This window comes from Paenibacillus sp. 19GGS1-52 (assembly GCF_022369515.1).
In the GTDB taxonomy this organism is placed as follows: domain Bacteria; phylum Bacillota; class Bacilli; order Paenibacillales; family Paenibacillaceae; genus Paenibacillus_AQ.
Map to the genome: position 1 here is coordinate 3,767,232 of NZ_CP059724.1, position 13,089 is coordinate 3,780,320.

Sequence of the window (13,089 nt, forward strand, 5' to 3'; positions counted from 1 at the left end):
GGAGTATTCAGATATTTTAAGGGCATTTTGTTATTTTTTATTGCAAAATGAACCACGTGTCATTATCATAATAAATGACACGTGGTTCATTTATATCTAGAGAATGGAAAGGAAGCAACGGAATGTCGCCAAAATTATCGAGTAGTCAAAAAGAACTGAGAAACCTACAAATCCTCGATGCAGCTAAGCGGGTGTTTGCCGAGAAGGGCTACGGGGCAGTCACACTAAAGGATATTATCGCAGAAACCGGAATGAGCCGAGGTTGGATTTACTTGTACTATCAGACCAAAGATGAGATCTTCGAAGCGCTTTTAGAGCATCAGGATCTAGAATATAATCGATATCTTGAGCAGCTTATGGAATCATCGTCATCCATTTGGGAAGTGATCACCACTCTGTATTCGCAGCAGTTGCAAGATCTTCAGCAATCACCCCATGGCGGTTTAATACCAGCCTTCTATGAGTATTTCCTGATTGGATGGCGCGATGAGACGCGCCGTGGGTTGCTTCTCAATCGTTATGAACGGGGAATTACCCAATTTGCAGGACTGCTTCAGACAGGAATTGACCGCGGTGAGTTTTTCCCAATCATGGACGTTTCGGAAATTTCCAGACTTGCTGCTTCCTATCAGGAAGGTATTATGACCCATACCATAACTGTGGGTCAGGAGAAGGTGAACACTCGAATGCAGCTTGAGGCGCTTGTCCACTACTTGCAAAATCTACTCAAACCTGTGCTTATCAGCGAGCACCCAAGGGAGGAAATTGAATGAGGACGCTTTTTCGCAATCCAATGTTCAACAAGTTGTTCATTGCTGCTTTTGCCTCACAGCTAGGCACTGTAGTGGGGAACATGGCATTCGCTTACTATCTAATCGACAGATACAGCGAGCGGCCGGTTTTGGCTACTACGGCAGAGCTGATGTACTCGCTGCCCACTCTGGCGGTATTCTGGATCGTCGGTGTCATTGCAGATCGGTTCGATCGCCAGCATATTGCTGCGTATAGCGACTGGATACGGGCCGGCCTAACCTTGCTGCTGCTGGTGTTTGTTCATTTCAACGTGCTATTCGTCTGCTTTTTGGTGCTGTTTCTGCGTAGCTCGATATCTAAGTTCTTTGGTCCTGCCGAAATGGGGCTTCTGCAGGGCAGTATCGACCAGGAGCAATATGTCCAGGCTTCGGGACTGAATCAGATGGTCATGGGGCTGTTTATGCTCTTCGGCATGAGCTTGGGGGCCATGGCCTATCATTTTATTGGAATTGAAGGCGCTATCATCGTCGATGGACTCAGCTTTATATTGTCTGGACTGCTGCTTGCCTGGGGTGATTTCCCCGCACATGCTCGTATTCCCAACGGAAAAAACCATATTCATGAGCTCCGTTTCTCACTGCTACTAAAGGATTTTTGGCAGGGCCTCCGCTATATTACAGGAAATCGACTGCTTTTGGTTCTGATCAGCGGGTTTCTGTTCTTTGGTATTGTGAACGGCGTATTCGCCGTGCTTCCCATCTTCGCCATGAAATACAAGCTCAGTCCTGATAATTACGTCATAAACTCTTCGCTGATTACCGTCTTTCTGGGCATTGGTTTTCTGCTAGGCAGCATCATTGGTCCCAGGCTGATTCGTCGTTTCAGCAGAGCGCCGATCCTGATTGCGGGTTTGTTCATCTCCAGTCTCCTCATTACGAGCCTCGGGTTAACCGATAGGATCGAAGTCTATTTTTTCCTTATAATGCTGGCGGGCATCGCCATCGCCCCTATCAATATCGTGCTCGGTAGCTGGATGCCAGAGCTTGTTCCCCCACAGAATATGGGCCGTGTTAATGCCTTAATTGAACCGGTAATGATGCTGGGCCATTCACTGGCTTTGGGGGGCATCGCGCTAGCTTTTCCAGCTTTCATCTCTGTCACATGGCTTCATTACATACTTGGCTTTTGCACCATAGCCGTTAGTTTATTTTATTTGGCTGCACTCCCCCCGCTGGTCCGCAAGCGCGCGGTGAAAGTGATGGCGGAGGGGACAGTCGCTGAAGGGAAGAACGCATAATTATACTTACAGTATAGATTCTCGGAGACTCTTAGAAAGATTGTTGACAACCAAATCGTAAGAGTGGTTAATCATGTCAAAAATATCCGACTCAGACAAGGAACCATCAATAATAACTGTATTCCAGTGCTTTTTGTTCATGTGGAAACCTGGGCGAACGGCCTCTAGTTGCTCTCTCAAGTTCTCCGCAATCACTGGGTCACATTTTAGGTTTATGTAAACATTAACTCCATTGCCCTCAAAAATAAGCGCGAACATTTTACCAGCAACTTTGATCACTAATGGATGGGGTCCAAAGGGATATTCCAGAGTCGCTCCTTTCTTCTTTAAACAGTATTCGATGATAGTTTGAGTATTCTTCAAATTAACATCCCCTTTCGCTTGGGCGATCAAATCCATCCGTACTCCACGCATAGTATCGCCCTAAATCATGATTAAATTTTCTGTCGGGACATTGCCGCAAAATATTCTACAACAACCTCACGAAAATCCATTGCAGCCTGCGAAATGTACCGGCTCTTATGCCATAATAATGCGATCTCCCGTACCAATTCTTGATTCTCGACTTGGAGATATTTAATACGATCCGGTGAATTTTTTGCCGTGCTTGGTATGAAAGCTATGCCAATTTCGGCCTCCACAAGAGCGCCTAACCTTGCAGGCTCATCCCCCTCATACACATATTTAGGCACAAATCCAACCAATTTGCATACAGAGTCCACTAAATCGCGAGTACCGTAACCTCTCTTTACACCGACAAACCATTCATCCTTTAGTTCTGTCAAGGTTACGCTACTTCGGTCTGCCAGCCGATGCCCCTTTGGAACAGCTACAAGGATGGGGTCGATGAACAAGATTTGAGATTCAATATCGTCCGCTTGTATAGAAGGGGAGGACAAGCAGAAATCAACCTCTCCTCTATGAAGAAGTGTAACCATTTCCTGCGTGGTCAGCATTTGCACATGGAATTGGATTTTGGGTCGCTTTTTCCGAAACTCTCGAAGAATATTAGGCAACGTGCTTGCGGTAGTCACCGCCAATTCAAGTGTGCTATGTTCCGGACTGGATAAATGCTTAAGCTCCTGCTTCCCTTGTTCCAATTCAAACAAAGCTCTTTCCACCCGGCGCAGGAAACTGCTGCCGAACTCATTCAATCGTAGATTCCTCCCCATTCGATCGAAAAGAGGAACCCCTAAATCTTCTTCTAATCGCCCAATCGTTTTGCTTAATGACGATTGAGTGATGTGAAGGCTTCCTGCAGCTTCGGTCATATGCTCCAAACGAGCTACCACGAGAAAATATTGCAGTTGAAGAAGCTCCATTCCATGCCCTCCATTCATTCCTTCGAGTCAATGAAATCATAACATAAAATGCGTTGGAGTAAATAATGGATAGCAAGTACAATGACATTAAAGACTTTGGGGGGATCAAAAATGAATGCTCGCAGCAGGTGGTTATTAATTTCCGTTGGTCTGGGTGTGCTATTGAACCCATTAAATTCATCGATGATTTCCGTTGCTATTGCAAGACTGCAACATGTATACCATCTTGATTTCACAGGTGTTTCCTGGATTATTTTCTCTTTCTACATTGCGAGTGCTATCGCTCAACCTGTCATGGGCAAGGCCAGTGATTTATTCGGACGCAGGAAGATATTCCTTGCTGGTCTTGTTGTATCCTTCATTGCTTCATTATTAGCTCCACTATCACCAAGTTTTGGGTGGCTCATTGTGTTCCGTATTGTTCAGGCCATTGGGACAAGTATGATCGTATCCGTTGGAATGGCCATTGTGCGAATTCATATTACAGAGAAACAAGCGACTGCACTGTCTGTAATGTCCATATTCCTATCAGGAGCGGCAGCCATTGGACCTTTTATTGGTGGGGTCTTGATTCACTGGTGGGATTGGCCGGCTATTTTCTTCGTCAATATTCCGTTCGTGATCACAAGCTTTCTGTTAGCTTGGAGGACTATTCCTACGGACAAACCACCAACATCCATTGCACGGGGCATGTCCATTCGTAAATGGGCTGATCTGATTGACGCATCCGGAATCCTGCTCTTTACTGCGGGTCTGGTTGCCCTACTCGTTGGATTACTATCAGCAAAATCATCTGGGCAGCTCTCCTTTGCGCATGTGATTGTCGGAGTGATTGGCCTCATGCTACTTGCTAGTTTCGTACGACATGAGTTTAAAACGACGTCACCCTTTATTCCTTTGCGCACCTTCGCCAAATATCCAGCCATGACTTGGATTAATATCGAATTCATACTCGTTAACCTACTTTATTACTCACTCTTTTTCGGGCTTCCATCCTATTTGCAAATCGTACGTCATGTCAGCGAGTTCCATACAGGAATTCTCATGTTAAGTTTAGGATTGTGCTCGCTCGTTACTTCTCCATTAGCTGGCCGATGGATTGATAAATCAGGACCTAGGCCGGCGTTGATAGTATCTGGAATTCTGATGACATTTGGGTCAGTGTGGATAGTGACACTAAATCAAACATCACCAGTTATCAGTGTATGTATAGCGTTAGTTGCATTCGGTATTAGCAACGGGTTGAACAATGTCGGAATGCAAGTGGTTTTGTTCAAAAGTTCTCCAAAAGAAATTATCGGTGTTGCCTCAGGAGTCTTTATGACATCGAGATATCTGGGGACCATTCTCTCTTCATTGTTAATAGGCGTCCTGATGGGAAATAAGTTCAGCGCCGGAGGCTTTCGACTGCTAGGGGTTATCCTCTCGATAATTGCATTGTCCTTGGTATTCATGAGTTGGCGGCGCCGGGAGTCTGGGCAATTGAAAGAGTCGTAGATTGATTAAGTTCTATTCAACAATTATCAAATCTGAATATGGCTAAAGTAGTGGATCGAAGAATTCTCAAGTCCCAGGAAGCGTTAAAAAAAGCCGTGATTGAACTGATGTCTGAGAAATCTTTTGATGATATTACGATACAGGACCTTTCCGACCAGGCAAATGTCAGCCGCGGGACCATCTATCTTCATTATACGGACAAGTTTGATCTGTTGGACAAGCTTATCCAAGAACATATAAACGTACTGCGGGCTCTGTGTAGATCGGCAGCTGAAATGAATTTTGTTGGTGCAACACTGATCTGGACTGAATACCTTGAAAATAATTACTCTTTTTTCTCAATGATGTTAGCGAGTAAAGGAGCCCCTTACTTTCGAACTCGGTTCGTTAACTTTCTGGTTGAAGAGTTTCGGAATGAAGTGAATGTGATGAAAGGAAAGAACCAGGGATTAAATGAATATCTTACCGTTAAATTTGTGGCTTCTGCTTATGCAGGAGTAGTGGAATGGTGGTTTACGAATGAAAAGCCTATTTCGCATCAAGCCTTAGCTGAACAATTGGGAACATTGGTAGAGCGAATTTGCGATTAGAGCGGAATCGTTATCCCTGCTTGGTCATTCATTTGCATTTGCAGAAACCCCTAAAATCTTCGATGCAAGGACAGCTAGTTGTGAGCGCTCAGTCTCAGTAAGGCCTTCGATTACCACATTTAATTGACGCTCGATCTCATCACCGACCACATGTACAAGTTGCCCTCCAGTTGAAGTTATTCTTACATTAAATCCACGCCGATCATTTGGTGAGATTGTACGTTCGACGAGTCCTCGACGTTCAGCGCGATCGACTAGACCGGTAATGCTGGATTTGTCGAGGCCAAGATGCTTGGCTAGTTGTAACATGCTTGGCTCTCGGTCTCTTAGAATTCCGAGTAGTCGAATTTGAATGATCGAGAGCTCATGGTCGGCTCCAACTCGGCCGAGAACGGTTTGGATAAGGTACGAAAGTTGCACCAAGCCATCCACGATCGAAAGATCGCTTTGATTTTCAAATTGATCATTGCTCATATATATCACTCCGAACTTCGCTGTATTCGATTTACTCTTCATATTGTACCACAGTAGCCATTGACTTAGTACGTGAAACAAACTATATTGTTTGCAACACAAACTAAATACTCGCGTATAGTCGCGAATGGAGGTCTTATTATGTATGCTGCTGTTGTACGTTCGTTCGATTCAGCTCCTAAATACGAATTTTTCAATACGCCAGATCCCTCTGAAAAGAATGGAGTTCTTGTTGACGTACTTGCTGCGGGGTTACACACTCGTGTACGATCTCAAGCCAATGGTTCTCACTACACTAGTTCCGACGAGCTTCCCCTAATCCCCGGTATTGATGGTGTTGGGCGATTGCCTAATGGTCAGTTGGTTTATTTTGTAGCTCCAGACACTTCTCTGGGTACGTTCGCAGAGCAGGCTGTCATTGATTTTCGACGTAGTGTTCCTTTACCTGCTGGTGTCGATCCAGTAGTAATTGCTGCAGCCATGAACCCGGCTATGTCATCATGGGTAGCTCTCCGCCGACGAGTTGATTTTCAACCAGGGCAAAAGGTTCTGGTACTTGGTGCGACCGGAAATTCTGGACAGATGGCTGTCCAGATTGCCAAGTTGCTTGGTGCAAGTCAGGTTATCGCTGCCGGACGTGATCAGAACCGGCTTAATTCCCTATCAGCGCTAGGTGCAGATGTTATCGTTTCGCTCGCCGGTGATCCAGAGGTGGCTGCTAAACGGCTGGGTGAAGCAGCGTCTGAAGTTGACATTGTGATCGACTATCTTTGGGGGAAACCCGCTGAGCTAGCAATGCTCCCGTTGCTGACTCAAAGATCAGATCGGAGCCGAAAGTTGTCTTGGATCCAAATTGGTTCCATTGCTGGGCCTACTGCCGCTGTGCCTTCCGTCGCACTTCGCTCTGCCAACTTTCATGTGCTTGGTAGTGGTCAAGGTTCGGTCTCGACTGCTGGATATGTTGCCGAATTCCCAGCGTTAATCGACGCTATTGCGACTGGTAAGCTTGTAGTGAACGCTGTACCTTTCCCGCTTTCCAAAGTCGAGGAAGTTTGGAATGCTCCCTCTGACATTGGGCAACGAGTTGTAATTCCAAAATCGGTGAGAAAATAGCGGATCGTCGAAAACTTCGACATTTTCGATTTTGAGTTGAGCGCGGACGATATCGAACAAATCTCCGTACTCGATATGCGGGATATTCTTTTCTTATCCTACCATGATCCGAAATTCGCCAAGATGCTGGGCACCTTGAGAGTCGATCTGTAAAACTTGATCGAACCGTAAACTAATCACACATTTATTCTCATCTATAGAGAAAGGACAGGGATGTCTCCCTGTCCTTTCTTAACTTAACTGCAAATTTTAAGTATAGCAAAACTGCAGCTACCAGTGTAACGAAATCTATACTCTCACCAATACAGGTAACACAGAACCACCGAGACCTCTTATAACTACCCTGCCATTAGCTTAATGGGCTATGACATTTTAACACTTTATTTTCTCAGTCTACAGGTTCATTTGCTTATGTTAATGATCTGATGACCTCTCCACTGGAGCCATTTTCGGGCAAGTAATGCCCGTTTATTGAATCAACTGTTGAAGCTCTGCTGTACTTGCTGTGTACTGTGGCTTGAATTCCTTAGATGCCATATAATTGGCCAAGCTGAATAGGAACTGTCTGCCCTCCAGTGTTTCGCTTGCTTTACTCGCGTCTAAAGCACATACCATCAGGTTGCCAGAACCAACTTTACACTCGAAGAGGAAACCAAGCTTATGATTGCGCTCAAAGTTATCAATCGTCTGTACGATGGGGCTCCATGCCCGATCGACTCCGTCCAAAATGATCGATTTTGAATTTTCAACGAGATTCCACCAAGGGAAGGTCGAATATTCTTCGCACGGAAAGTCGCGGAACACAGGGTGGCTGTTGTCGATCATAAGCCCCATGGTACCGACAGGTACCGGCCGGTTCACACTCTCAGAAATGGATCGGAACATCGGGTAGCACCAGAAATCCGTACAATAGAAGCCTTCAATTGCATTGTGGAGAGACTCCGGTTTTGGCATAAGCAATACATTTCCACCTTGCTCCAGTAGCGCAAGCGCCTTATCAGAAAGCTCCTCGAATACGTGAATACCCTCAAGCATGTTGCCGTTATGCTCTGGATAAATCCACAAGTCGTAGGTCTTGCTGATATCCGTGCCCAGGATCTGCAGGTTGAGTACGCTTTTGGTCATGCGCTCGACGGCGGGAAGATCAATGTTCAGGTGGCAGATATCGATGTAATTCGCCCCTACCGGAACTTTGATTTCGGTTGTGCCTTCAGCCAGCGTTCCGCGCTCAGCGGTTAGCTCCCAATGAAGCTCGAGGGTCTCTGGAGTCCCGCTCCGGTACCAGCTCAGCTCTACGCTGGCACTGAAACGTTCTCCAGAAACATAGTTATACTTCGGGAATCTCGCCATCAGCACGGCATCGCTACAGAAAGTGCGCCATTCCTCAGGCGTTATCATTCCTTTGGAATCCATAAAAGCATCAAGGACGCCGACTAGTGCTGTTCCTTGCCCGCTGAAATCCTGCAGGTCCAACAGCTGGAACCCGGCAAGTCTCCGCGAGCGGAAAGCAGCCTCCAATTCCTCTTTGTAACAGGCTACAGCTAACTGTCCCGAGCACTCGAAATATTTGGCAGCAAGATGGCCCAGCCCCTTACTTTCCAGCCGTTCACGGAAGATTTTGAAATTCTCAGCTTTGAGCGGTCCTTTATATTTCTCGATTTCCTCATAATTTGGATAGGTCGCATATTGCCCAATCTCATGTGAGATAACAGGAATGCGTGGAATCCATTCCCCTGCTGCATCGCCGAGTTCAACCGTCTTGGCTTCGGTGCCGTACTGGATCTGGATCGTACCTCCACCCTCAACGTCTACTTCTTCCCCATCTCGCAAATCTGGAGGAACGATCTGGTCGTCATAATCCTTCATTGTTCCTGGCAGGTCGGTCTGGACATGTCCCAAAGGTGCGTCGCACATTGCATAGGAGCCTCTGAATAACCGGTCCCTGGAAAAGCGCACTCCGCTAAAGAAATCATCATGCTCCAGAATGGACGGTAAAAATTGATGGTTATTAGAACCTTGTGTGTATAGATGCCTGTTGTCAAATGCTTTATAGTCTTTCAAAATAGAATCAATCTTCGTTCTACTGCCCCATAGCTCATTGCCGAGTGACATCATGACGAAAGACGGGTGATTGCCGAACGCTTGCAAAATGGCATATCCCTCGCTGACCAAATAGTCCTGCTCCGCCTGGTTGTGGCCCTCGTCGGTTTCTTCCGTAATCGTTCCCCAGAACGGCAGTTCCGGCTCCATGTAAATGCCGAGCATATCCGCGGCTGTAAAGGCTGCTTCTGGCGGACAGCAGGTATGGAAACGATAATGATTAATACCGTAAGACTTGGAAATCCCAAGGATTCTTAGCCATTCTTCTACATCTGTTGGTGCATATCCGGTCAGCGGGAAAATTAGACCGTCATGTTTGCCGCGAAGAAAAGTCTTCTCGCCGTTGATCGTAAATTTGTCACCATCCGTTTTGAATGCCCCTAGGCCGAAGATCAGCTCGTGTCGGTCGATATTATCGCCTTCATTGTCTTTCAGGGTGATGCTGATGTTGTACAGGTTGGGCGCGGCATCGCTCCAGAGCAGTGCGTCCTCACCCAACTCGTAGACGATGGTAAACTCGCTCGATGATATTGTGAACTCCTGCTCGGGTACCGAATGGGTCGCCAGACTGTTAAAGCTTGCGGCTGCTACAGTAACTGGTCCTTCAGCTATACCTTTCAGGGATGCTGTAATTCTGACCGACCGAGCGGACAGATCCGGATCTAGTCGAATTCCGCTCAAATAGGACTCACCATAGAACTGCAGCTCGATCCGTCCAGTGATTCCATTCCAGTTAGTCTGAGTATCCGGCGAAGTTAAATGTCCGCCTTTGGTCGGATAACCGGTATTATCGACACGGACGGTAATCGTCTGCTTGCCTGCCCGAAGTTGACCGGTCAATTCGTAAACATGAGGGGTGTTCAGACTGTCACGACTGCCTATCTCTTGGCCGTCCAGCCAAACTGTCGTCAGCCGTGTTCGTTCCAGATATAGAAAACACGCCTTTTCGGCGAGTTCATCCGGAATTACTACCTCTTTCGAATACCAGGCCGATCCTTCAAACAGGTATTCTTCCGTCAGAGCACCAATTAGAATATTCTCGTTCTTGGGTCCCTTGCGGGCGTAAGATGTCGTACCTGGCAACGTAATGACATCCGAAAAAGGCAGGAGCAGACTCTGCTTCTCTGCATCCAATTGCAACTTCCATTCGCCTTCAAGGCTGATCTTTGTCTGCAAAATTATCACTCCTAAGTCTCTGTATCTGCATATACTCGTTATAGATAAGCAATGCCCGCATTATACTCTATCCACTTTTCTTAGTACAGGAATATCCTCACAATTCACTAAGAACAAACCGAGCAATAAAGTTAATTATCTTCGGGGGAACATCCAGCTTGAAGAGTTACTATCTGGAGATAACAAAAAACGCCACCACAGAGTGATGACGCTGTAATCCAACGACGGCAAGTTACTTCTTTTCCATAACCGCAAAGTAGTTATTCTCATCATCGGCAAAGTTGAATACGCGACCAAAAGGCATGTTCACCAATTCCCCAACCGTTATGCCTTTCTCCTTGAATACCTGGTACAGTTTATCAAGATCGTCGCTGTAAAGCATGATTGAAGGAGTGTTTAGGTTAAGCTCTGGCTCCATCTGAGCAATGAATTGCTTGTTATGAAGCACGAAGGACGTTTGCGCGCCTTGCTGAGGTGCGATTTCAATCCATCGAAGCCCTTGGCCATTGTCCTCTTCCGAAACGACAATAAAGCCGACTTTTTCCGTCCAAAACCGCATGGCTTGCTCTTGATCATTCATGTACAGCATAATTTGACCGATTTGCTTTATCATGTTTTATTCTCCCTACTATTTAATTTTCATGCCCCAAGACAAGTCGAGACGCAAGTAAACGTTCCTCATGTTGAAGGCTTAAGACAAATAAGTGATTTTGGATATAATGGGTGTTCTCGGCTTGGCTGTTGGGACTTCCACTGGATATCCAATTCCAAACACACCAATAACATCGTAATTTTGCTGCACACCTAGAATCTCACGATTGTGGGGCAAAGCTCCCAATGAAGCCCAATATACGCCTACACCCGCTTCATGAGCAGCTAATAGGAAATTTTGTGCGAAACAAGAGGCAGCCGTTACATTCTCGTCACGCTCGAATGGAGTAGGAGCGGGTTTGGACAATAAAGCAAGAACGACAGGCGCATTGCCAAAGTCCGTTTTGTGGTTTAATTTCGCTCTAGTATCCGGTCCTATTAAAAGGATCTCCCACGGCTCGTTCAAACGATGATTAGGAGCATAACTTGCAGCTTCCAGCCAAGAAATCAATTCAGCTTCACTAATTGGAACCTGCTTAAACACTTTAATATTTCTACGGGTTTTAATGATATCAATTATGTTCATTTTTTTGAATCACCATCCTCATTTTTAGTAACGATAATGTTTACATCAACGGAAGATATCTCATGAAGTTGAAACATATGAATAAACTCTTCAATGATGGCCTCTGTTGCTTTTAATTCACCGCTGATCACTTGCTTAATCGATTCAAGCTCCGGCTCCTTTAACTGCCGCTGCAAAGTCGAACGATTTACAATAAGCCTATCTAAGAACGCAGTAGCTCTGCCGCGGCGAAAGGTTTGAGCGCTTTTGGGAGGATGATCAGAAGAATCCCTATGTTCCCCATGCTCTCTATAACCGTGCTTGCCTTGATGACCTTCACGCATACGGTTATCTCCTTTTGATTCGTATACATTCGTATACATTTGATCTTATGTATACAAATGTATACGAGATCAGCTATTTATGTCAAGCTTCGCTTCCCAGCTAGTAATGAGCCCTAATCAATTTATAGTCTTTATTGTTAATCAGATTTTCAATTGCAATGACTTCATCTTCATTCGGGTTCCTAATCTCAATAACATACTTAGCAAATCCTGCTGGCCAAATATATTCCAATTCATTTAAAGATGTAGTGTTATTACAACAAGGTGTTGTTATTGATAAATCATTGAAATTATTCGAGTTGCAGCTATCCATTTGCTCTGACCACCATTCAGTTGCTAATATCGTTCTACATTGATTACATTTGACCCCTTCAAAATTTGATCCCGGATCAATAAATGTAACCTCAGCAAATAGTCGCTCATGTATGTCTTTGGTGAGAGTATGCGTTCTTAATTGATTTAAAATCTCCTCTCTCTCTTCACTACGAGGGACGGTTTTCTCATGTTTTGGAATGATCTTCACAATGTAATTAGACATAAAGGGCTCCTATTAATAATTTCGTTTCCGGAAAATGATCTTCCCAGTACTCCTTCATAGTTGAGAGCCTTTCGACAGGTCTATACAGCGTTTTCATGTTTAATTACTCATCCTTTTTTCGACGAAATCTCATTATTATAAAAATAATCACAAGAATTAGCGCTCCAATGGTTACATAAGTCCAAATACGATATTGGGTCTCAATTGTATTATTGTCATAATGACCTTTATTCATTGCTTTCATATATGTGTTTTGTTTAGACTCAATTGCTATCACTTTTTTGGCTTCTTTGTTCTTGATTGAATAATAGGCAGTACCTTTCGGAAATTAAAGGATAATCAGAAAATATTTACATATAAATCTCTGAAATGTAAACCGCAAACGTGAATAAAACCACTCTTAACGGATGTCTAATTTATCCCATAATTGAGCAATCACACTGGGGCCATGTTCTTGTGGATACAACAAAAGAGTCAATAATAATGTGAGTAAAATAATCAGAACCCATAGGAAAATTGAATAACGATGTCTTAACTGATGAGCAACAATTAATCCTAGACTGATGAGTGTTATATTCAAAAAGAATATTAAAGGAAGTGAGAGGATTCTCCCTAAACCAGTATAAGGAAATTGGTTAATTAGTATTAATACTACAATCATACTTGGTAGGAGCAGGACTAGTACTTTCAAGAAACGTATTCCGATTTTCATTATTAATCCCTCCATCT

Annotated in this window: 13 protein-coding genes and 2 pseudogenes; 6 read left to right on the forward strand and 9 right to left on the reverse strand. The window is 44.8% G+C overall.

All coding sequences use genetic code 11. The annotated features are described in order from the left end of the window. Positions 1-122 precede the first annotated feature (122 nt). Both H1230_RS17595 and H1230_RS17600 read left to right on the forward strand, forming a co-directional pair. Entirely contained in the window at positions 123-773 is a 651-nt protein-coding gene (locus tag H1230_RS17595; protein WP_239711161.1) for a TetR/AcrR family transcriptional regulator, read from the forward strand. Next, a complete protein-coding gene (locus tag H1230_RS17600; RefSeq protein ID WP_239711163.1) occupies positions 770-2,050 on the forward strand; it encodes an MFS transporter in 1,281 nt (426 codons plus the stop codon). Before H1230_RS17595 ends, H1230_RS17600 begins: the two co-directional genes overlap by 4 nt. Before the next feature lie 6 nt (positions 2,051-2,056). On the opposite strand, the gene H1230_RS17605 is transcribed toward H1230_RS17600, so the two are convergent. Together H1230_RS17605 and H1230_RS17610 are read right to left on the reverse strand one after the other, a co-directional pair. After that, a complete protein-coding gene (locus tag H1230_RS17605) occupies positions 2,057-2,413 on the reverse strand; it encodes an MmcQ/YjbR family DNA-binding protein (protein WP_481857079.1) in 357 nt (118 codons plus the stop codon). A gap of 71 nt (positions 2,414-2,484) precedes the next feature. Then, complete coding sequence (locus H1230_RS17610; RefSeq protein ID WP_239711164.1) at positions 2,485-3,372, reverse strand: LysR family transcriptional regulator; 888 nt, start codon at positions 3,370-3,372, stop codon at positions 2,485-2,487. Between the two features lie 111 nt (positions 3,373-3,483). Here H1230_RS17610 and H1230_RS17615 point away from each other — a divergent pair, with 111 nt between their 5' ends. Next, positions 3,484-4,869, forward strand: coding sequence for an MFS transporter (locus H1230_RS17615; protein ID WP_239711166.1), 1,386 nt, complete (start codon positions 3,484-3,486; stop codon positions 4,867-4,869). A gap of 38 nt (positions 4,870-4,907) precedes the next feature. Continuing rightward, a complete protein-coding gene (locus tag H1230_RS17620; protein ID WP_239711168.1) occupies positions 4,908-5,459 on the forward strand; it encodes a TetR/AcrR family transcriptional regulator in 552 nt (183 codons plus the stop codon). Between the two features lie 24 nt (positions 5,460-5,483). Here the strand turns inward: H1230_RS17620 and H1230_RS31420 are convergent, their stop codons facing one another. After that, positions 5,484-6,014, reverse strand: coding sequence for a MarR family winged helix-turn-helix transcriptional regulator (locus H1230_RS31420; RefSeq protein ID WP_275590892.1), 531 nt, complete (start codon positions 6,012-6,014; stop codon positions 5,484-5,486). A 501-nt stretch (positions 6,015-6,515) separates the two neighbouring features. Here H1230_RS31420 and H1230_RS17630 point away from each other — a divergent pair. Both H1230_RS17630 and H1230_RS17635 read left to right on the forward strand, forming a co-directional pair. Next, positions 6,516-6,692 (forward strand): annotated as a pseudogene (locus H1230_RS17630) (zinc-binding dehydrogenase); the annotation flags it as partial. Positions 6,693-7,016: 324 nt separating this feature from the next. Next, a pseudogene (locus H1230_RS17635) lies at positions 7,017-7,199 on the forward strand (aldo/keto reductase); the annotation flags it as partial. Positions 7,200-7,514: 315 nt separating this feature from the next. Here the strand turns inward: H1230_RS17635 and H1230_RS17640 are convergent. The 6 genes from H1230_RS17640 to H1230_RS17665 form a co-directional block, all read right to left on the reverse strand. Then, positions 7,515-10,331, reverse strand: coding sequence for a glycoside hydrolase family 2 TIM barrel-domain containing protein (locus H1230_RS17640; protein ID WP_239711171.1), 2,817 nt, complete (start codon positions 10,329-10,331; stop codon positions 7,515-7,517). A 223-nt stretch (positions 10,332-10,554) separates the two neighbouring features. After that, on the reverse strand, positions 10,555-10,935 hold the full coding sequence (locus H1230_RS17645; protein WP_239711173.1) for a VOC family protein: 381 nt from the start codon (positions 10,933-10,935) through the stop codon (positions 10,555-10,557). 78 nt (positions 10,936-11,013) lie between these two features. Continuing rightward, positions 11,014-11,499: a nitroreductase family protein gene (locus tag H1230_RS17650; RefSeq protein WP_239711175.1), complete on the reverse strand. Its 486-nt coding sequence runs from the start codon at positions 11,497-11,499 to the stop codon at positions 11,014-11,016. After that, complete coding sequence (locus tag H1230_RS17655) at positions 11,496-11,822, reverse strand: hypothetical protein (RefSeq protein WP_239711177.1); 327 nt, start codon at positions 11,820-11,822, stop codon at positions 11,496-11,498. The genes H1230_RS17650 and H1230_RS17655 overlap by 4 nt, the downstream gene beginning before the upstream one ends. 100 nt (positions 11,823-11,922) lie before the next feature. Continuing rightward, positions 11,923-12,360, reverse strand: a complete 438-nt coding sequence (locus tag H1230_RS17660; protein ID WP_239711178.1) for a hypothetical protein — start codon at positions 12,358-12,360, stop codon at positions 11,923-11,925. Positions 12,361-12,760: 400 nt separating this feature from the next. Beyond that, positions 12,761-13,072 (reverse strand): hypothetical protein, encoded by a 312-nt coding sequence (locus tag H1230_RS17665; protein WP_239711180.1) that lies wholly within the window; start codon positions 13,070-13,072, stop codon positions 12,761-12,763. Positions 13,073-13,089: the final 17 nt, after the last annotated feature.

What these genes read in the sequence shown, in the direction of transcription:
- H1230_RS17595 (WP_239711161.1), top strand. Translation starts at nt 123, where the DNA reads ATGTCGCCAAAATTATCGAGTAGTCAAAAAGAACTGAGAAACCTACAA.
- H1230_RS17600 (WP_239711163.1), top strand. Translation starts at nt 770, where the DNA reads ATGAGGACGCTTTTTCGCAATCCAATGTTCAACAAGTTGTTCATTGCT.
- H1230_RS17610 (WP_239711164.1), bottom strand. Translation starts at nt 3,372, where the DNA reads ATGGAGCTTCTTCAACTGCAATATTTTCTCGTGGTAGCTCGTTTGGAG.
- H1230_RS17615 (WP_239711166.1), top strand. Translation starts at nt 3,484, where the DNA reads ATGAATGCTCGCAGCAGGTGGTTATTAATTTCCGTTGGTCTGGGTGTG.
- H1230_RS17620 (WP_239711168.1), top strand. Translation starts at nt 4,908, where the DNA reads ATGGCTAAAGTAGTGGATCGAAGAATTCTCAAGTCCCAGGAAGCGTTA.
- H1230_RS17645 (WP_239711173.1), bottom strand. Translation starts at nt 10,935, where the DNA reads ATGATAAAGCAAATCGGTCAAATTATGCTGTACATGAATGATCAAGAG.
- H1230_RS17650 (WP_239711175.1), bottom strand. Translation starts at nt 11,499, where the DNA reads ATGAACATAATTGATATCATTAAAACCCGTAGAAATATTAAAGTGTTT.
- H1230_RS17655 (WP_239711177.1), bottom strand. Translation starts at nt 11,822, where the DNA reads ATGCGTGAAGGTCATCAAGGCAAGCACGGTTATAGAGAGCATGGGGAA.
- H1230_RS17660 (WP_239711178.1), bottom strand. Translation starts at nt 12,360, where the DNA reads ATGTCTAATTACATTGTGAAGATCATTCCAAAACATGAGAAAACCGTC.
- H1230_RS17665 (WP_239711180.1), bottom strand. Translation starts at nt 13,072, where the DNA reads ATGAAAATCGGAATACGTTTCTTGAAAGTACTAGTCCTGCTCCTACCA.